Annotated in this window: 20 protein-coding genes; 7 read left to right on the forward strand and 13 right to left on the reverse strand. The window is 42.2% G+C overall.

Annotated features, from left to right (window positions below; all coding sequences use genetic code 11):
- Positions 1-516 precede the first annotated feature (516 nt).
- Positions 517-816 (reverse strand): ArsR/SmtB family transcription factor, encoded by a 300-nt coding sequence (locus MSMAS_RS13055; RefSeq protein ID WP_226987588.1) that lies wholly within the window; start codon positions 814-816, stop codon positions 517-519.
- 344 nt (positions 817-1,160) lie between these two features.
- On the opposite strand from MSMAS_RS13055, the gene MSMAS_RS13060 reads away from it, so the two are divergent.
- From MSMAS_RS13060 to MSMAS_RS13070, 3 genes are all read left to right on the forward strand, one after another.
- On the forward strand, positions 1,161-1,466 hold the full coding sequence (locus MSMAS_RS13060) for a hypothetical protein (protein ID WP_048038305.1): 306 nt from the start codon (positions 1,161-1,163) through the stop codon (positions 1,464-1,466).
- Between the two features lie 233 nt (positions 1,467-1,699).
- Positions 1,700-2,113, forward strand: coding sequence for an ArsR/SmtB family transcription factor (locus MSMAS_RS13065; protein ID WP_015412408.1), 414 nt, complete (start codon positions 1,700-1,702; stop codon positions 2,111-2,113).
- Between the two features lie 176 nt (positions 2,114-2,289).
- Entirely contained in the window at positions 2,290-3,189 is a 900-nt protein-coding gene (locus tag MSMAS_RS13070; protein WP_048046613.1) for a permease, read from the forward strand.
- Positions 3,190-3,242: 53 nt separating this feature from the next.
- Here the strand turns inward: MSMAS_RS13070 and MSMAS_RS13075 are convergent, their stop codons facing one another.
- The 5 genes from MSMAS_RS13075 to MSMAS_RS13095 form a co-directional block, all read right to left on the reverse strand.
- Positions 3,243-3,689 (reverse strand): arsenate reductase ArsC, encoded by a 447-nt coding sequence (locus tag MSMAS_RS13075; protein WP_080942087.1) that lies wholly within the window; start codon positions 3,687-3,689, stop codon positions 3,243-3,245.
- A 209-nt stretch (positions 3,690-3,898) separates the two neighbouring features.
- Positions 3,899-4,645, reverse strand: a complete 747-nt coding sequence (locus MSMAS_RS13080) for an arsenite methyltransferase (protein WP_011034171.1) — start codon at positions 4,643-4,645, stop codon at positions 3,899-3,901.
- 54 nt (positions 4,646-4,699) lie between these two features.
- Positions 4,700-5,107 carry an ArsR/SmtB family transcription factor gene (locus MSMAS_RS13085; protein ID WP_015412404.1) on the reverse strand — a complete coding sequence of 136 codons (408 nt, stop codon included), beginning with the start codon at positions 5,105-5,107 and terminating at the stop codon, positions 4,700-4,702.
- A 165-nt stretch (positions 5,108-5,272) separates the two neighbouring features.
- Positions 5,273-5,917: a cytochrome c biogenesis CcdA family protein gene (locus tag MSMAS_RS13090; RefSeq protein WP_011034169.1), complete on the reverse strand. Its 645-nt coding sequence runs from the start codon at positions 5,915-5,917 to the stop codon at positions 5,273-5,275.
- A 3-nt stretch (positions 5,918-5,920) separates the two neighbouring features.
- Positions 5,921-6,502, reverse strand: coding sequence for a thioredoxin family protein (locus MSMAS_RS13095; protein WP_048046619.1), 582 nt, complete (start codon positions 6,500-6,502; stop codon positions 5,921-5,923).
- A gap of 329 nt (positions 6,503-6,831) precedes the next feature.
- Here MSMAS_RS13095 and MSMAS_RS13100 point away from each other — a divergent pair, with 329 nt between their 5' ends.
- Positions 6,832-7,173: an ArsR/SmtB family transcription factor gene (locus MSMAS_RS13100; RefSeq protein ID WP_052728071.1), complete on the forward strand. Its 342-nt coding sequence runs from the start codon at positions 6,832-6,834 to the stop codon at positions 7,171-7,173.
- A gap of 172 nt (positions 7,174-7,345) precedes the next feature.
- Here the strand turns inward: MSMAS_RS13100 and MSMAS_RS13105 are convergent, their stop codons facing one another.
- The 5 genes from MSMAS_RS13105 to MSMAS_RS13115 form a co-directional block, all read right to left on the reverse strand.
- Positions 7,346-7,693 carry a carboxymuconolactone decarboxylase family protein gene (locus MSMAS_RS13105; protein ID WP_048046620.1) on the reverse strand — a complete coding sequence of 116 codons (348 nt, stop codon included), beginning with the start codon at positions 7,691-7,693 and terminating at the stop codon, positions 7,346-7,348.
- An 80-nt stretch (positions 7,694-7,773) separates the two neighbouring features.
- Complete coding sequence (locus MSMAS_RS18970) at positions 7,774-7,938, reverse strand: hypothetical protein (RefSeq protein ID WP_155395264.1); 165 nt, start codon at positions 7,936-7,938, stop codon at positions 7,774-7,776.
- Positions 7,939-8,341: 403 nt separating this feature from the next.
- The gene (locus tag MSMAS_RS13110) at positions 8,342-9,232 is read right to left on the reverse strand and encodes an MAST domain-containing protein (RefSeq protein WP_155395374.1); all 891 of its coding nucleotides are present in this window, start codon (positions 9,230-9,232) and stop codon (positions 8,342-8,344) included.
- Positions 9,190-9,927 carry a hypothetical protein gene (locus MSMAS_RS18975; RefSeq protein ID WP_155395375.1) on the reverse strand — a complete coding sequence of 246 codons (738 nt, stop codon included), beginning with the start codon at positions 9,925-9,927 and terminating at the stop codon, positions 9,190-9,192. Before MSMAS_RS18975 ends, MSMAS_RS13110 begins: the two co-directional genes overlap by 43 nt.
- A gap of 411 nt (positions 9,928-10,338) precedes the next feature.
- On the reverse strand, positions 10,339-11,859 hold the full coding sequence (locus MSMAS_RS13115) for a DUF4139 domain-containing protein (protein ID WP_015412402.1): 1,521 nt from the start codon (positions 11,857-11,859) through the stop codon (positions 10,339-10,341).
- 257 nt (positions 11,860-12,116) lie between these two features.
- Here MSMAS_RS13115 and MSMAS_RS13120 point away from each other — a divergent pair, with 257 nt between their 5' ends.
- The gene (locus MSMAS_RS13120) at positions 12,117-13,625 is read left to right on the forward strand and encodes a PGF-pre-PGF domain-containing protein (protein WP_048036743.1); all 1,509 of its coding nucleotides are present in this window, start codon (positions 12,117-12,119) and stop codon (positions 13,623-13,625) included.
- Between the two features lie 167 nt (positions 13,626-13,792).
- Here MSMAS_RS13120 and MSMAS_RS13125 read toward each other — a convergent pair whose 3' ends face one another.
- Positions 13,793-14,734: a nucleotidyltransferase domain-containing protein gene (locus MSMAS_RS13125; RefSeq protein ID WP_048046622.1), complete on the reverse strand. Its 942-nt coding sequence runs from the start codon at positions 14,732-14,734 to the stop codon at positions 13,793-13,795.
- Positions 14,735-15,145: 411 nt separating this feature from the next.
- Between MSMAS_RS13125 and MSMAS_RS13130 the strand changes: the two genes are divergently transcribed.
- Together MSMAS_RS13130 and MSMAS_RS13135 are read left to right on the forward strand one after the other, a co-directional pair.
- The gene (locus MSMAS_RS13130; RefSeq protein ID WP_048046623.1) at positions 15,146-16,405 is read left to right on the forward strand and encodes a M20 metallopeptidase family protein; all 1,260 of its coding nucleotides are present in this window, start codon (positions 15,146-15,148) and stop codon (positions 16,403-16,405) included.
- Between the two features lie 41 nt (positions 16,406-16,446).
- A complete protein-coding gene (locus MSMAS_RS13135; protein WP_011034158.1) occupies positions 16,447-16,884 on the forward strand; it encodes a GNAT family N-acetyltransferase in 438 nt (145 codons plus the stop codon).
- Between the two features lie 149 nt (positions 16,885-17,033).
- Here the strand turns inward: MSMAS_RS13135 and MSMAS_RS13140 are convergent, their stop codons facing one another.
- The gene (locus tag MSMAS_RS13140) at positions 17,034-19,061 is read right to left on the reverse strand and encodes a glycoside hydrolase family 15 protein (protein ID WP_080942088.1); all 2,028 of its coding nucleotides are present in this window, start codon (positions 19,059-19,061) and stop codon (positions 17,034-17,036) included.
- Positions 19,062-19,110: the final 49 nt, after the last annotated feature.

Genomic DNA, 19,110 nt, shown 5'->3' on the forward strand with positions numbered 1-19,110 from the left:
TAGAAAAAGAGTCCCTAAAACTTGAAATAAATAAATGAGTTTCGATGAAAAAAGAAAACTTCCTCCTTCAGATAAATGCCTGTTAGTTCAAAGAGTGAAGGTCGGTTTTCTGAAGAGAAAGAGTAAGAAGAACTTATTTCATTTAAAAGGAGGCAGTGTTGCGAATTTTCTGTGAATTCAAAGTCAAATTATTGCATACTGAATGAAATTTGGTTCTCTTGAGGCGAGATTTCTTCCCCAATAACTTATTGAGATTTGTGATTTTACAGCAAATTAGGCACACTGCCTAAAAGGAGAATATTGTTATTTATGAGATCCTGAAAAAAACTTTAATCCACTCATAACTTTCAGGGAACACAGCTCATAAGGTTTCTATAAGAATACTAAAAGATTCTATAATAATACTAAAAGTTACTATAATAATACTAAAAGTTCCTATAATAATACTAAAACTTTCTATAATAATACTAAAAGATTCTACAATAATACTAAAAGTTTCTATAATAATACTAAACATTACTCTTCAAGGACTTCCAGGATTTTCCTGATTTTTTCGTTTTGTATGGAATATAATCTCTTTTTGCCTTCTTTTCTTACTTTAATTATCCCCCAGTCCTGTAGTTTTGCAAGGTGCATTGAGGTATTGGATTGAGTCTTACCAATAATTTCTGGAATTTCACATGCGCATATTTCACCTTTATTACCGTGTTTATTTTCCCCACATTTGCACTCAGATTCAATTAGAGCCTTGATGATTCTATACCTTGTATCTTCGCTAAGAGCCTTGAAAATTTGTAAGTTTTTTTCATTAATCATATCAAGATACATTGAATGTGAAAGATATATACTTTTCTAAAGCCAGGAATTAATACTGAATTGAATTATCCTGATGAATTTCCACGGTCTTAATTGCTTATTAATCCTTATCTCTGCCCTTGCTATTCTTGGTCCCTCACTTAGAAATTACAATATAATTGTCAACCTTGAAAGCGGCTAATATCGTAGTTTCGATCGAACATCATGAAAAGCCACATAGGCCTATTTTTTCTATCTTGAAGTTTGTATTTTTTGAAATCGTTATCATTTTATATCATATCGATAGACATAAATATCAACAATTCATGATATATCTTATAGATCTCTAATGGAGATGTTCTTAGATGGGCAAACTTGGAAAAAATTTGCTTGGAAAATTGGTTGGAAGCGACAAAAGTTGCTGTTGCTGCGGCCCTTCTATCGTAAGTGTAAAAAAAATAAAAGTTGACAACAAAGATATGGAAATTGCCGGATTAGATGAAGAATTCGAAAAATATTTTTCTGCAGGCAAGACACCTGAAAATATAGATATAGAAGAACTTATCCGAACCCTTACAAAAATAAATGAAATACCCGAAGAAGGACTGGATAAGTTAAAAGTCGCAGTACTTGAGGAGTACGAGACATACTGGCAGGGGAAAAGAAAATAATCATATCTACGTGTGTGAATATGTAGTGTTGCCATTTACTAAAAGATTTTGTCGTGAGTCGATGGAAATGAATCCCGTATGCTCAATTTGTGGAAAAGAGGAAGATTCGTTACTCAGAGCCAATCACAGGGACTTAGGAAATATAAAGATGTGTGTGAAGTGCTGATCAAAAGAACAGTGTAAAAACATGCTACTTCCTATAGGAAGTGGAGGCAGCTGCTGCAGGTAAATTCATGAAAGCTGAAAGAAAATCAGATGTGAACAAAAGAAAGCGTGAAGTGGAAATTGGAAGATTGGAACGTTTTATTTTTGACAGAGATCAGTTAGAGGTAAGAACGCAAAAGCTCAGTTCTCTGGTAAATGGGCTGGATGAAGAAGCACTATACTCAGAAGCCAGGATTTTTAAAGCCCTTGCAGATCCCAATCGCCTCAAAATTGTAAAACTATTAAAAGAAGGAGAACTCTGTGCCTGCGAATTAACTATTGCTCTTTCCAGTTCCCAATCGACTGTTTCTCACCATCTTTCGGTATTGAAGAGTGCGGGCCTGGTCAAAGAACGGAAAGAAGGAAAATGGTCTTACTTTCGTCTCTCGGAAGGAGCAGTTATTGAAATACTTAACCAGGCAAAACTGCTTCATGAAAGATGAGATTTCAGAAAGTTATATTTTTAAAAGTAGCATTAAGAACCGGATCTGTATCCCTTAAAAAGGGTTAAAGCTTCACAAAAGTCGCGTTCCTGAGAGGGTGTCTGGTGTTTTCAAGGTTCCAATAGCTGTAGCTTTCGGTAATTTAAAGGAAAAAATAATTTTGAAGGAAGATCAAAATGTTCTGGGATAATTTAACTGTGGCGGCTAAGTTCTTTATTGAGATCTCCGTTGAGCTAACTATTTTATTTATAGGTATAACTTTTCTAGTGGGGCTGAGTCAGGAGTATGTGCCGGACGAGACCATAAAAAGAGCCCTTGGTGGGCGGAATAAAGTTATAGGCAGTATCCTTGGGGCAGGATTTGGTGCAATTACCCCTTTCTGCTCCTGTTCAACCATACCGCTTCTCCTGGGAATGCTTAAGGCTGGTGCACCTTTTGCTGCAGCAATGGCATTCCTATTCTCGTCGCCTTTACTAAACCCGGTGATAATATCTCTGTTTGTCATTCTGCTGGGCTGGAAGGTAACTGCTCTTTATTTTGTCGTCGTTTTTATGTCTACAATTGCTATAGGTCTCTTACTTGACTGGTTAGGCTTTTCCAATCAGATTAAGCCAGTTGCTGTTGTAAGAAACCGTTGTGATTGTGAGCAGGACACAAATGCGAAGTCCAGAATACAGCGGTCTGCAGTATTCGCGTTTAGCCTTTTCCGTCAGCTTATGCCTTATCTCCTCTTGGGAGCAGGAATTGGGGCATTTATTCACGGATTTGTACCAACAGAAGTTATCACCCGCGTTGCCGGACCGAGCAATCCTCTAGCGGTTCCTGTTGCTGCAATTATTGGTGTCCCCATCTATATCCGGGCTGAGACTATGATTCCTATAGGACTGGCACTCATCGAAAAGGGAATGAGTGTGGGAGCTGTTCTGGCACTGATAATAGGCGGTGCAGGAGCCAGCATACCCGAGCTGACACTTCTGTCATCAATATTCAAGAAGAGACTACTTACAGCCTTCATGATAACGGTTTTTTCAATAGCTGTGATTGCAGGATATCTTGCAAATCTGCTGACACTGTGAAAACCTTATAAAAGCTTAGGAACCATACCAAGCATGTAGATCAAAGACCTGGATCATTTCTCAAATATCCGGATGATCCAGTCTTTTATCTCATCTCTGATCTGGCGGAAGATCTTAAGCTTCTCTTCTTCTGATCCCAAAGTTGCAGCGGGATCCTCAAAACTTTTCTGAATCACCTCTCTTGCTCTTGGGTATTCGGCTGGAACCTCCAGGTTTGTACTGCAGATAGGACAGGAAACTTTAGCCCGATCACATACTGTGACTGCCATGTCAAAAATGACATCCTGGAATTCTTTATGAGTTTTGGAGTATTGACTGGAGATGTCAATGCCAATTTCCTTCATAACTCGAACAGCATACGGATTAACATTTGTGGCCATAATACCGGCGCTGTAAGCCTCGTATCGACTTCCATAAATATTCCTCAAAAGACCTTCAGCCATCCGGGATCTGGCTGAGTTGTGGGTGCGTAAAAAAAGAACTTTCTTTTTTCTTTTGATCCCGTATTTGGTACCATATGACTGTTATTGCATATAATAATTAATTATCATTGTGATGGTTCTTTAATCTGTCAGGTCATGTATTAAAAATGAGGGAGAATAGTAAAGGTTCTTTAAGTATTAAGAGAAAAATTGAAAATCGGTAAGAGTAACCATCAGGAACTGCTGATATCCACCCATACTTTATTCCATATTTGTCCTGTCTTCTATTACACCCGGGCTTTTAATTTCAGGCTTTCGACTGGCAAATCTCTGTATTGCCTTTTACTGATATCTAAATCTTCATTCAGGATTTCAACCGAAAACCCTGCCTTTTTCAGAAGCCCCAAATATTCCTCTTTTAAAACGGCACCAGCAATACAACCCGCAAGCAGCTCACTGTCATTTTTAAGTTCTTCAGGCAGCTCATCAAGGAGAACCATGTCCGAAATATACATTCTGCCTTCCGGTTTCAGAACACGGAACGCCTCTCTGAAAACTTTTTCCTTATCAGGAGCCAGGTTAATAACACAGTTACTGATAATAACATCCACAGAACTATCTTTAACCGGAAGAGACTCAATATCCCCATGGCGGAATTCTACATTTGAGTAGCCATATTTTCGGGCATTAGCCTGCGCTTTTTCAACCATTTCAAGAGTCATATCGACCCCGATAACTTTTCCTGAGCTTCCTATTTTCTGTGCAGCAAGAAAACAATCAAAACCCCCGCCAGAACCCAGATCCAGAACGACATCTCCGGGTTTCAGTTCTGCAAAAGCGGTAGGATTGCCGCAGCCAAGACCCATATTCGCATCCGGAACAGCCTGAACGTCAGATTCGGAATAACCAAGTGACCTGGAAAGGTCTGTTGAGTTAGAATCACCGCAGCATCCGCCAGAACAGCAGGAGCCCCCTAAAATTGCAATTTCCTGATACTTCTTTTTGATAACTTCCTTTTTTTCATTCGCATCCATTTTTATATCCCATTCCTTACCATTGATATTTTTCTATTTATCTTGAGCTTACTGTCAGTTATTTTTAACTTTGTTTTCAACCCGGTTTTCAGTACTCCCATTAATAGTGTTGTTGATTCGGTATTCGGTTTTACATACAGGACATACCTCTGAAACAGAGCATACTCCTGAAGCCTGCTGCCCATCACAACAGGGTTTTATATCCCGGATTCCAAGAGATAATAGCAAACAGCTGATCTCTTCGTTTTTAATGCTGTAAATTACGTTTCTTCCCTGCTTTTCGTACTTTAAAATTCCAGCTTCAACTAGGACTTTCAAATGTTTTGAAACCGTTGTCTGGTCCTTTTTTGTAAGGGAAGAAAAGTCACAGGCACAGTAGCTGTGTTCCAGCAAGTAAGAGAGGATGGTAAGCCGTGTTTCATCTCCGAGAGCTTTAAAGAATTTCACTTTACTATCAAGCATAATTATATGGATATATGCACATATATCCATATATATTTGGTGGTCACTGGTTTAGAATTCTATTAGTTCAAAAATCCATTTTTTACAAATAACAATCAGTTTACCGGGCACTGTTTTAACACTTACGCGATCAAAAAAATAAGTGTTTAGAAGAGTCTAAGAAACTCAGAATCCGCTGAAGTGGTTCTGGTAAACCATATAAAAGCCGACACATAAAACAATGATGCCTGCAACTTTTTTTAAAGGAAAACCATACTTTGAAACTTTCTGAAGCCTTGTGGAAGAAAAGCTTGCAGAGTAAGCAACAAGAAGCATTGGAATGGAAAAGCCGATAGAATATATGAAAAGCATCAGTGCCCCATATGCAACTTTTCCTGAAACTGCTACCATTGTAAGGATTGAGCCAAGTACTGAGCCCACACATGGAAGCCAGACAATCCCCAGAGAGAGACCGAGCAAAAGACCTCCGAAAAGTCCTTCCTTTCGGGAATTTGCAAGTGAAGAAAAATTTCCAAAAACATTGAAAATATTGAGGTCAAAGATCAGTGAAATACCCATTGTGACCAGAAGAACTTCGGCGAAGATGTAAAGTAGATCGAGATATGCAGTTAGCGTTGCTCCGAAAAGAGAGGTGACAATCCCCATGCTGGTAAAGGAAATAGACAACCCCAATACTATTGCAAGAGGCCTGAACTTTCCTTGTTCAGTTGAATAAGCAAAAACTGCCGGAATTACTGGAAGGATGCAGGGGGAGAGTACACTGACCAACCCTGCAAAGAAAGCGGCGACCGGCAGAAAGTCAGAAAACATAAATTACTCTCCATGGTTTCTGTCTTCGATGGCTTTCCCAAGAGTCTCTGAAAGGGTTGCTTTATCGACAACACCCAGGAACCTTGCATTTGCTCTCTCCGAACTTTCAGTTCCGTCCTGCCGCATGTAGATATATTTACCGTCTTCGATGACTGTAATAACACAGGTATCTGGAATAACTCTTACCCCAAATGTTGATGCAAATTCAGGGTACTCATTGACATCAATGAGCATTATTGAAGCTTTATCCTGATATATCGGTAGAATCTCTGTAAGTATCTCTTCCTGTTCCTGACAGGGGATGCATCTTTTAGAACCAAGTTTCAACACAACAGGACCTTTATCAAGAGCTTCGTCAATCTGGCTCAGATCTGTAACCTCGACCAATCCTGCTCCACTGACGGAATTATTAATGTCAGCAGCGGTTTCAACAGTCTCGGCTTCACTTTCGGAACCATTAATATCCATGCAGCCTGAGCTGAAAAGGACAAAAAAAATAGCTAAAATAGGGAGCGGTTTTTTCAAAAAGGACTGAAACGAAGAAGAAATTCGTTCTCTGTCCTGTATTTTATGCAATCGCTTCATTACAATTCTCCTAAATCAGGTTCTGTATTTATGCATATAAGAAAAGGATTAAAGAATCAAAATATGTTGATATATTCAAGTATAATATATGATATAAATATTTTACCTGGATCATTCGGATGCAGAAAAAAATTCAATAAACACGCATTAATCTTTCAATTTAGTTCAGGATTCGTTTGATAAAAAAATGCAGGTTAGATATCAAAATATATTGATATGGATCCTCCAGACTCGAAGTCGAAAAGTATCGCTTATAAATAATAATAAGTTTAATATCAAACAAAATTGATATGAAAAAATTTATTTAGAAAGCTTAACTTCTTTTATTCATGAGTTATTGCTGCCCTGTGGACCCGGAGAAAAAAAAGGAATGGGAAGAAAAAATGCTCCAGGAAATAGATTTTCTGGACAACGACATTAAAAAAGCAAGTGAGATATTTAGTGCTCTGGGACATCCGATAAGACTGAAAATTGCTTATTTTCTTTCTCAGAGAGACCACTGTGTCTGCGAACTGATATTCAAGTTAAATGAGAGGCAAAACCTGGTCTCCCACCACCTGGCGATTTTGAAAAACTGCGGGGTCATTGAAGCCTATAATGTCTCAAAATGGAGGTTTTACAGGCTGAACCCTGAATTCGGAGATATTTTGAATAATATATTGAAAATTTGAACTGCTGCCAAGCTAAAGACTTGCCGGCTTTCCGATCATCCTTCCCTCTAACGACACCCACACAGGGCCCTACCTGCAGTCCCTGCGGTAGCAAACCCAAGTCCAAAAAAACCGGGTGAAATGAATTCAACTAGCTGTAAAGGAATCAAAAATAGTGGAAATGGTTTGTCTCTCAGTCCTCACAGCAACAGCAGCAATCCTCTTCTTTCCTGTCTTTATCCTTCTCGAAAATTCTGTTGTATACATTTTCCTCATATACGTTTGTCCACCCTATCTGTGAACCGGCAGCAACAAACATTGCAACAGAAATGGCTTCTGCGATTTCCTCCTTTGTTGCTCCGGCAACAATAGCCCTTTGAGAATGCGTGTCAACGCAAAACTGACAGCGCATAAGGACCGAGGAAGCGACAGCAATTAATTCTTTTGTTTTAAGATCAAAAAAAGCGTCTTTAAAAATGGAATTTCTCATCTGTCCAAAAGCTTCTGCAGTTTCAGGCAACATTTCATTTAAAAATGACATATCAATACCTCTTCTAAAAGAAATCATATCACTGTTAAAATTAGTTAGAAGCTACGAATTTTCAGGTGTTCTGTGCATTTTTAATGACCCGGTCTTCTGCAGAAAGCAGAGTTCCATTGCATACTATTGCCCCGGTTTTCAGGTTTATGTGTATACAGCAAGTCTTCTTCATCATTTTCAGGATTATTTTCAGGATTATATTCAGGATTCCCTTCTTCCTTTACTCCATCACTTTCTATTTTCATATTTGACCTCGGAGTTCCATTGAATGATTTAAACTATAATAAAAATAGGAATCCAAATTTAAAAGTCTGGAGGACGAGTATCAAGAATAATTGATACAAAAAAGAGCTAACGAAGAAAACCTGAAAGATTGAAGAATATCAAAGAGGATATGATTGAAGAATATCAAAGAGGATATAACAGTCTTATAAAGGATATAATAATCTTATGAAATAGAACACTGTCAGGCAAAGAGAAATAATATGCGAAGAACACATATTCCTGAATGATAAACCAATAATTAGAGGTTGCAGAATTTAGGAAAAAAAGAATAAAATAAGAAAATATAATGCAGATTTTTGGAGCTCAACGCCTCTGAACCTATTTTTCAATTATACTGAATTTAAGCAGACCGGGAAAAACTATTCACTGCTTGCTGCGCCTCAATACATATATGGAAGCCACTAACGCAATACCTGCCCCAAATTCAAAAGCTGGTGCAGGTTCAGCTTCACTGCTCTCATCAGTAGTCTCTTCTTCCTCTGTTTCTTCTCCAGCCCTTTCTTCCCCGGCTTCAGGCTTAATGTCAATTATAATTTCATGTTCCGAAAACCCCGGGATATATACTGCCATGGTCGCAGTTTCGTTTTCCTGCAAGAGATAACAGAGCAGACGGCTTCCGCCGGCGAAGAGTTCATCGATATTTCCCGCTTTTTCAATCACTTTCCCATCAAAGCGGAGCCTGATGCGGTCTGGACTGGAAAGGTTGACGGTCTCGTTGTCTACATTTATGGTAATGACTCTGCCTTCTGGAAGATCGGAATTCACCTCGAGGACTACACGGTCCCTGTCCCTTTCCCTGATGTGCACGCCCATGGGAGTGTAATTCACAACGGATGCATTATCCCCGCCTGCACGGAGTGATATTTCGGCTCCGATTCTGCCGCGGGCAATTTCCCGGCTAAGCACCTGGTGCATGTATGCAATATGGGGGCCGTAACGGTATCCTGTCTGCATGAGAGCAGGGTCCATGGGACTTCCACGGAACATGACCACACTGTTATTTACAAGAGTCACTGTAACCCTGCCGTCTGAAATCCTGGCATCAGGTCCTTTGATAGGCTCGTCACCAGTGGCGGTAGCAAGATAATTCTTGAAGACAATAAGGTATCCTGCAAAATTATTTTTGGAAATATTTACAATGACTGCATCTCCCGGACTGTCGGAAAGTTCGGTATCCATGCTTGCTTCCACTTCTTCCGCAAGGTCAAAAACTACGGTTTTATTGGCAAAAGCCCGGACCTGCAGGATTCCCATAGGTTATCGTGGAGGAAAATCTGGCTGTCAGCACCTTCGTAGACAGCAGTTGCCCCTGCAACCCTCTCTTCCTTAAAGGCAAAATCAGAAACCGTAACCGAATTGAAAATCAGGTCTCCGCCAACCGCAAAACTGCTGACTTCTCCTGAACTGTTATCAAAACTGAAGGTTGTATAGTTCCCATATTCAAAGCGTCCCTTATGCATGAAATGCATTCCCTGTCCCATACCCCTCATGTTCTGTACAGCTTGCTGGCGCATCATGAGCTGTTGCCAGGAATTAATAGAGGCAGGCTTCTGCTGCATATTCGCAGCCATGTAGCTCGCAATTTCCTGCCCTGTAACTCCGTAATGCTCTTCAACCTCAAGAATCGTAAGCTGCGGACCCATATCCTTCGGAAGCCCGAGATCGGAAAGTGCGGTTTCCACAGGGATTCCAAAATTGCTGCATGCCTCATTGAAAATCATTGATCCGAAGCCTGCAAACCTGCTGTCGTACCTGTCAAACCCGTAACCATTCATCATTCCATGTCCCATTCCAGGGCCCATGCCGTCAACAGGCTTTCCTCCCTGCCCGCCCCCAGATCCTCCACCCTGCCCCATCTGGGCAAAAGAGGGAACCGCCCCCAGGAACACAATCAAAAGGACACAGAATACAGATAGAGCTAAGCATTTCATATTCAACTTTACTTTCATCCTTCACCACCCACATACAATAAAATGTTAATAATTGCCAGTGGCCTTGAACTGTCAGTGACCTGTCCAGCTTAAATACAAAAAGCTAAAAAATACTCAAAAAAATAAAAAACCAAAACAGTTGATTATATGGTTTAATCATATAAAATCTCTAATACTGAGGATCCTGCACTAAAATCCAGGTCTTTAAATCCGGACCCATAAATAAAGATCTGTAACAGATCATCCAGAAAAATGAAATTTAAGATAGGATTTGTCCCCAAAAATTCTGCCAGACCAGTAAACTTCAGGAAAAAACAACAGGAAGATTGACTTCTTCCAATTGATAAAGTTAAGTAATATTGAAACAGGTAAAGCCTCTTAGAATACATCGGAAAATATAATAAGAGGCAACCTGTTAAATTGCTGGATTCAGTATCTACGTTCCACCGTGAAAGTAACCTTTTTAGAGCCGTCTGCGGGTACGTTTACTTCCCACTCGGCAGTGTAAGCATCCGTCTTTTCATAAGTATCTGAACCCGTGGTAATTTCCCAGTCCCCGTAGAAGTGTTCTACGATGCGTATTTTTTGTGCCTGAGACTTATGGTTTTTCAGTTCTATCTCGTAGCTCTCCCGCCAGACATCAGTGCTTATTCTCTTGTAATCGGTCTGGGTCCTGGTGCCTGTTACATCAAAGGCGTTTCCGACAACTACCTTAATTTCCTCATCTTTCGGGGTATGGTCTATGCTGTCTTCCCCGAGGAACTGGAGCTGACCTTCGGAATCAGATTTGTATACCCTCAATACTCCGGCAGGGAGAGGCATTCCAAGGCCCCTGTCTTTTGAGTTGGTCAGGTTAAGGGCTACCTGTACTTTATCGCTTTTTGAGACATCAAAGATAAGTTCCTTTTTCACGGGCACGGAATCCGCGGAAAGTAGGGAAAGCTGCTTAACCTGCTTGTTTTTAAGAGTTGCCGGCCTTTCCAGGGTATAAAGGTGGTACTCAAAGAGAGATTCTTCAGCAAAACCTTCTTTTACACTATCGTATGCTACTTCCTCTTCTACTGCAGCTTCTTCATAATAATTCCTCTGCGGTACAGCTATACGGTGGACCTCTCCTGCAACAAGCTTCAACCTGGCGTCCTCATAGGTGGTCCCAGCCTGATTATCGATGCTGACCCAGCCCTGGATGTCAGCTTTTGTGTCATCAGCATTAGTCTTCACGATATAATCCGCCTTCCAGTTCATGCCACCTGTAAGGTAAGATGTGAGGACATTCCTGCTGCCTGATACGGGGGAATAAATCTGCCAGACGAGGGTAGGTTTTGTGAGCAGACCTGCGGAATCAGGGAATTCGAGTCTGGAAACTTCTGTAAGACTCACTACTTTTCCGTCACTCAGCTGGAGCACAACCCCGCCGTCATGGCTTAGAAGAGTACCTGTATAGGTTTCTCCTTCCTTTTCGGTTGCAGTGATTTCCTTGCCCAGGAATTTGTCCAGAAGCTTGTAGCTGCTTACCAGGTCATATTCATAGTTCTGTTCAAGGACGGCAGTATTTTTGTTTTTTGTGTCCTCAAATATGACAGATGTAGGATCGATAAGCTCTGCAACATCAGTGTATTCGATATTGTTAACTCCCGTATTGAGGTCGAGTTTCCGGCGTTCTTTCACAAGAGCAAGGTTGTTGTTATAAACCGTAACCTCAGTTGCCGAATCAGTCCCTGCAGCCCCGGCAGTAAGAAATTCCAAAGGATTTACAGGTTCTGCCTTTGTTATTACGCTGGAAGAGGATTCAATCCCGTTAACAGCCATTTCTCCTCCCTGAGCAATGGTTTCGCGCCCGTCTGCCTGGACTGTATTTCCAGCAGGTCCGGGGTAAGCAAACACTGCAGCTGTGGCTGCAATTCCTATAAAAGCCAGAGCAAGCCATATGTAACTTTTTCGTGTTATCATAGAAGAGAATAGAACACTGTTTTATTTATATGTGACTTTGACTGCGGACAGACTTGAAGTTATCTCGTCTCCTGCCTGAAATAAACAGGCCTTAGGATGCTGAAAAAGGAAAAATCTTCAATTATTTGATAAAAGTCAGGCCAAAAACAGTTATAATAATATACACCAATACAGAATATAGAATTTAAGATAGATAGTGGCGAAAAATGCAGATAAGCAATTGCAGATAAACCAGGAAATATAAAGGATTCATCTTCATGAAAATGATCGAACCCCGGGAAGTAAAAAGCCGGACAGGATTTTTGCATTTAATCTCCGGCATTATACTGATCCTATTTTTTACAATAGCTGTATTTCCGGTTTCAGCCTCCGGAATAGAGGCAAACAGGGAAATCTCTACAGGAACAGCCACAGGAATAGCTTATACAGGCGGGAGTTTTACAGTTACCGTAAATATATCAACAGACCAGAACATTGAAGCCCTCGCCCTTGACGAAAACCTTCCTGAGGGATGGAATGTGAATGTGGTTGAAAGTGCAGGAGCTACTTTCCAGAATATTGAGACGTTTAAAGAGTCTACCCTGGAATGGGTCTGGGTAGAAAGCCTTCAGGCAGGAGGAGAAAAAACAATCGTTTACAGGGTGACAGTACCTCCGTCTGCTGCACCTGGAAACTTCAGGCTTTCAGGAAATATTTCCGCATATTCAGTCTCCGCCATCCCTGTCACGGGAGATTTGGAAATAATTGTGACATGCCCTCCCCCGGAAGCTAACTTTTCCGCAAGCCCCCTCTCCGGCACCAGCCCTCTTAAAGTCCAGTTCACTGACCTGTCCACAGGAAATCCGGATTCCTGGGAATGGGACTTTGACGGAAACGGAATCACTGACTCTTTAGAAAAAAATCCTGTATGGACCTACGAAACAGCCGGGACATATACTGTAATTCTCAGGGCAGTCAATAAGACCTATGGAAATGATACCAGGACAAAAACAGGTTATATCACAGTTATTGAGGAAATCCAGTCTTCCGGAGGAAGCAGCGGGAGCAGGGGAAGCGGCGGAAGCGGAGGAGGAGGCGGAGGAGGTGGATCTCCTGAATCGACAAGGAATGTAGAGCTAAAGGAGATTTCAAATGAGCAGGTCTTCAAAGGAGTCCATACCTGCTACACGTTCAGAGGAGAGACAAACGATGTCGTTGCTATTGAGTTTGACCCCAAAAAGAATTTTGGAAAAACAACAACGATTGTAGAGATGCTGAAGAACACGTCCATATTAGTTAAAAAGCCTGCCCCGGGAACGGTCTATAAAAACCTGAATATATGGGTAGGAAACAGCGGATTTTCAAGCTCGGAAAACCTTGAAAACGCCAGCATAAGCTTCAGGGTAAACCGGATATGGCTCTCCGAAAACAGCATCGGTGAAAACACGATAACCCTTTACAGGTACAGTGACGACACATGGAATGAACTTTCCACAGTCCTGACCGGAGAAGACGAAGATTTCTTCTACTTTAAAGCAAAAACTCCGGGATTTTCACCTTTTGCTATCTCAGGTCCTGACGAAAAAAGCCAGCCGATTGAAATCACTCCTGCCAGAGAAGAGAATAATCTTATGAGCAAAGGAGAAACACCCGAAGAAGAGAATAAAGGGAATATGGTTTCACATACGGAAAAAGAAAGTGAAAGTGCCCCTGGGGCAGGAGTTTTATTTGCAGCAGCCGGGGTTCTGGCATCATATGCAGCGATGAAAAAAAGTAAATTAGAATAAAATAGAATTAAACAAAATAAAGTAAATGAGAGTAAAATGGGATGAAATAAAGTGAAATAGAGTAAAATGGAATAAAATAAAAAAGAGAGTAAAATGGAATGAGATAAAATTCTCAAGACTGAAGCCGGAGAAAATATTTTCAGGCTAATTGTGGATATTTAGATGAATCAAATGTATCCGCACTTTTCAAGCCATGTGAGAGACCTTATCCATTCCCCTTTCGGCTCCCTTGAAGTACCCACAACAAGCCGCTTAATGTCCCCTACTTCTTCGACCACTCCGCGGGCTTCTATGATCTCTCCGGGGAGAGCCTGGCCTGCGTATGTATGAGTGTAGGAAAGCACATGGTCGATTTCTTCGTGTTCCACTTTATAATAGGAAGGGCTGTCAAAGGCAAAGTCAGCATTTATAACTTCGGCTTCAATTTTCATTTTGACGGTATCTTTTCCCCGCAGCAGGGGTTCTTTAATCTGGTCCCATTCCCGCACGAAGAGGAGGTCAAAGTATGTGCCTTCTACCATGCCGCGGTTGCCTTTTCTGGACTCATGCAGCATGAATTCGTCAAAAGAGATCTCAGGGATTCTTTTTCTGTAGATCCTCTGCCACATGTCTTCATCCAGTTCCTCCACAGGCCCCTCTTGCTGTTTAGCAGCGGTTATGGCATCTCTTGCCCTGAACCACATGGGACCGTAGACAACAAAATCGACATCTGAACTCTCATTTTGCAGGCCTGCAAGCATTGAACCCGTGACTCCCATACTTGTCCTGGGAATTTCCGCCATGTCAAGCACTTTTACTATTGCCCTTACACGGCTGTCGGAATTTATAAGCTCGGGAATTATGTCAGAAGGGCGGAGCACTTTTTCTACTTCGGATTCAGGGACAACGTGCACGTCCCGGACCCATTCTGGCCTATTTTTTTTCATGAATTCGAAAGCAGGACCGAAATCATATTTTTTGTACCTTACTCCGTTTAATTCCCTCTCTCCGGTTTCATCCGGAACGTAGCGAAGCGTGGCTCTTATCCCATCGGTACGGAAATAATCAGAAACTGCAAAAAGCCAGTTGTCTTTTGTAAGAAGAAAATCTCTGAGGCGTGTTTTAAGCATTTTGTATCATCCCTGGAGCCTGTAAAAATAATCCAGTCTGCCGAACTTAACTGCTACGGATTGGTTTTCAGTCAAGAGTTTCCCATAAAGAATGGACCTGTAACGGCCATAATAACCTGATAATGAACCTTAATAACAACCTTAAAAATACCTGAATATAAACGGATTTGAGACCGGACTTCAGGTAATTGACGCGATAAAATGTATTGTACTATTCATGTATTTAACTGCCGATGTTTTGGCTCCTGATAAAATTAGCTTATTTCGAAAAAATGGAGTAATATACCCGGAGTAATATATACTAAAGAAGTAAAATAAAGAATACTGAAAGTATGCTCTGAAAAAAAATGCGGAACATCATAAAAAATAAACGGAATAACCTGCGTGTGCAGAAGATCCGAGGTAATAAGTTTGAGAGATGACCCGAGTGGAGAATCGCTTGATTCCTGGATTATCCGGCTGAGGCGAGAATTCCACAAATACCCCGAACTCAGTTTTAAAGAATACGAAACCCAGAAAAGAATCCTGAAAATTCTTGGAGAGCTTGGTATAGAAGGCAGGAAGATTGCGGATACCGGCGTGCTTGCAAGCATCCGCGGAACTAAGCCCGGTCCCTGCATTGCCCTCAGGACGGATACTGACGGACTCCAGGTACAGGAAGAGCCTGCGGAAAGAAACAGGGAATATATTTCCAGAACCGAGGGAGTAATGCATGCCTGCGGGCACGACGGGCATATGGCAATGCTCTTTGGGGCTGCAAGAATGTTTATGGAAAACAGAGAGTTTCCCGGAGAAGTCCGCCTGATTTTCCAGCCCGCAGAAGAGATCCCGCCCGGGGGCTCGGAAAGGGTTATCGCCGAAGGAGGGCTTGAAGGCGTGGACGCGATAATTGGCATGCATATTTTTACCAATCACGAGTCCGGAAGCGTGGGGTTTCGTCCCGGACCTTTTATGGCAAGCACAAACCGTTTCGAAGTTATACTAAAAGGAAAAGGCGGGCACATCTCACTGCCAGCAAAATGCATTGACCCTGTGAGGATGGCTGTATACTTTATAAACAGCCTCAATTCCGCTCTTGAGGAGCGGCTTGATAAAGAAAAATATGTCCTTGGAGTGGGCAGGATCCAGGGCGGTGCTCAGTTTAACAGGACACCTGACAATGTAGGGATTCTCGGGAGCTACCGGACATTTGACAGCGAGACAACAGATATTATCGACGCGACGATAAAAGAGTGCCTTGAAAAAATAAAACAAGAATACCTGAAACACGGAGAGGAGTTTTCAGGCCTTCCGGACTATGAACTTGATATCCTGCACGGATATCCGGTCCTGGTAAATGACCCTTTTTTCACGGAAGCTGTAAACTTGAAACTGCATGAGAGCTTCCCTGAGCTCACGGTCTACCCGGAAATCGAAAAGACCTTTGCTGCCGAAGATTTTGCAAGCTATCTGCAGGTAGTGCCGGGAATTTTTATTTCACTCGGCACGAGGAACCAGAAAAAAGGAATAGTGGAGATCAACCATTCATGCGCTTTTGATATTGACGAAGAGATCCTTCTCAAAGGCAGTGAAATTTTCCACACATTATCCCTGGATTTCCTCAAACACCCTGAAAAATACCTCAGCCTCCAGAAATACCACGGGCCTCAGGAATATATCGAAAAAACCTGAATTTTAAAAAGCCCCGAATTGAGAAAAACAAGGAGAGAAGAATGATAATCCAGATGTACGACGATTCCAGAATGGATGAAGTCCGTGAAGTTGTCCTGGGAGTCCTGCTGGAGCACGGTTTTGAGTATGACAGGCTTAAAGACGCCGACCTGAAGGACATAAACAGCTACTATTTATCAAAAGATGGAGCCTTTTTCGTAGGAATTGATGACGGCAGGGTAGTGGGCACCGCAGGGGTCCGCAAACTTGAGGAGAACATGTGCGAAATCAGGCGCATCTACCTTAAAAAGGAATACAGGGGTAAAGGAAACGGAGAAAAACTTTTTCTGGCTGCTCTGAATTTTGCAGAGAAAAATTGTGCGGGTGCTCTTCTTAAAACAGATCCGGCCCTTAAAAAAGCAATAAGTATGTATCTAAAGCACGGATTTTCCTTTGTAATGAAAAAAGATGGATATCTGTATTTTGAGAAACGGTTTTAAAGATGGGTATCTGTATTTTGAGAAGCGGCTTTAAAGAAAGGTGTCATATTTTGAGATAAGGTATTAAAAAGAGAGTGTAAAAATTAGCTTCAAAAAAACCGTTTTATATTTCCTGTTGAAATGTCAGTTTTACTTTTCCGGAGACTGCATTATTTTTCCGGCAAAATGCAGGAACCGCCTTCTCTCCTGTCAAGAGCCTGAAGATATTCAAGCACCGCAAGCACAAAGGCTGAATGTGACCATGCAAGAGGAAGGACGGAGAGAGGCTTTCCCCCATTATCTACCTGCTCGGGCATAAGGCCTGATGGATGTGCGTGGGCTGCACACCATTTAATAAGCTCAAGAGCGCGGTCAAGGTTCCCAGTTGCAGAATGCCATTGAGAGAGCCAGAGGGTGCAGATAATCCAGCTGTTCATATAACCAAAGTAACTGTCATGGAGATACCTTGCAATCCCGCCTGAGGGGCGCAAAAGTTCGCGCTCTATTGCTTCCATTGTCCTTACCATTCTGGGGTCATCCGGGGGGAGGATCCCGAAATACCAGACTGCAAATACAGAGGAATCAAGATCTGGCTCTTCAAGAGACCGCCTGAATCTCCCTAGCTTATGGTCGTAAAGCTTCTCAATGATGGTTTCTTTTAACTTTCCTGCAGCCTCTTTCCAGATATCTGCATTGCCATAATCCCCAAGGGAACGGGCAAGCTCACAGGCGCCCTTGAGCCCCGCATAGACCGTACAGGCACTGTAAGTATGTACGCCTTTTCTCTCTTCCCACAGGTCAAAACTTGGAATTGGCAGGCCTGTTTCCCTGTCAATTGCTTTTATGAGGTAGCTGGCTGCGGGGATTACAAGAGCTCTGTAGTACCTGCCTGTTGTCCATACGCTCCTTGCAATCTCCCAGTTGTTATAAAGAGCATAGAGAGGAAGACCTGTCTCATCAATCTGTATCATGGGCACAGGATGCCAGGTACTCCCAAAATCCCCTGCAGGCGTATATTTATGCAGGAAATTACCTCGATGAGTAATAGTTCTTGAAAAAAACTCAAATGTTTCCGCACTCAGGTGGTGATACCGCGCCCTGTCAAGGGCAAGGCAAACCCAGGCAGCATCCCTTGGCCAGCAGTAAGTGTAAAGGTCTGCCCCAAACTGTTTAATATCCGAATCGCAGGACGCGATCACCGAACCCGTAATGTCCATATGGGCTACGGAGGCGAGAAGGCTTCTGTAGAAACATTTTATAACCTCCTCAGGAAGCTGCGGCATCCGGGAATATTCAGAAAGTACGGATATCCGTTCGGTAAAAGAATTCCAGAAATTGAAGTTATGGTGGAAAAGGTAACTTCCTGTGTTCTTCACCCTTCTATGAACTTTAAGCACACCGCAGTAGTTCTTTCCGATTGCGACCCAGAAATGCACCCTCGTTGCTTCCCCCGGTTTTAACTCCGGAAGGGTCCAGCCAAGTGTGGAGTCCACAGAGCCGTGAGCTACGGGATTTCCGCTCAGGCTTGCATCACTTTCCATATCTTTCCAGGTACCTTCGAGCCCTCTCCATTCTGCAGTCCCCACTGCATACTGGTCAAAGGCTGGCTCACTGGCATGCAGAAAATAACGATCTCGTTTGTAATGGATAAGGACATTTTTGTCTATTACGGCTGTTTCTCCTATTTTGGTTTCAAGTATCCTGTAATTCTGGTTGGAAAAAAGACGGAGGCGCCTTGAAGAATTGGAGACATTCCGGATCTCAAATGTCCTGTAGAAAATGCTGGTAGACGGGTGAACCGCCTCCCAGACCGTGACTTTAAGGCCAAGATCCGAATTTTCAAAAACTGTTTCCCCTATGTTCGACGTTACCTCCCTGAAGGTTTCAGGTGTTTTTTTATTGCCTGCTCCTTTTTCGCTAGCCATTACGCGTGCAATCTCTTCCTCCGGGCTTTCCGAGATCTCATGGATCCTGTTGCAAAACTCGGTATCAAATTCGGATTTATACCGCTGTCGGATATTCCAGTTTTCAAGCCAGCTGCAGTAAAGAGAATCAAGGTCACATATCCCGACCCTTATTGAGTTTCCGTGATTTTCAAGCCCTACATACGGGAAGTAAACATCCCTTACAGTCCCCCTCTCATCTTCACAGATAAGGATTTTCCCATTTCCAAAAATCAGCGGCCTAATTCCGGACACCTCCGACTATATTTTTTATAAATTTTCCGGTTATTTTTTCACTTTCCGT

This window comes from Methanosarcina mazei S-6 (genome assembly GCF_000970205.1).
GTDB lineage: Archaea > Halobacteriota > Methanosarcinia > Methanosarcinales > Methanosarcinaceae > Methanosarcina > Methanosarcina mazei.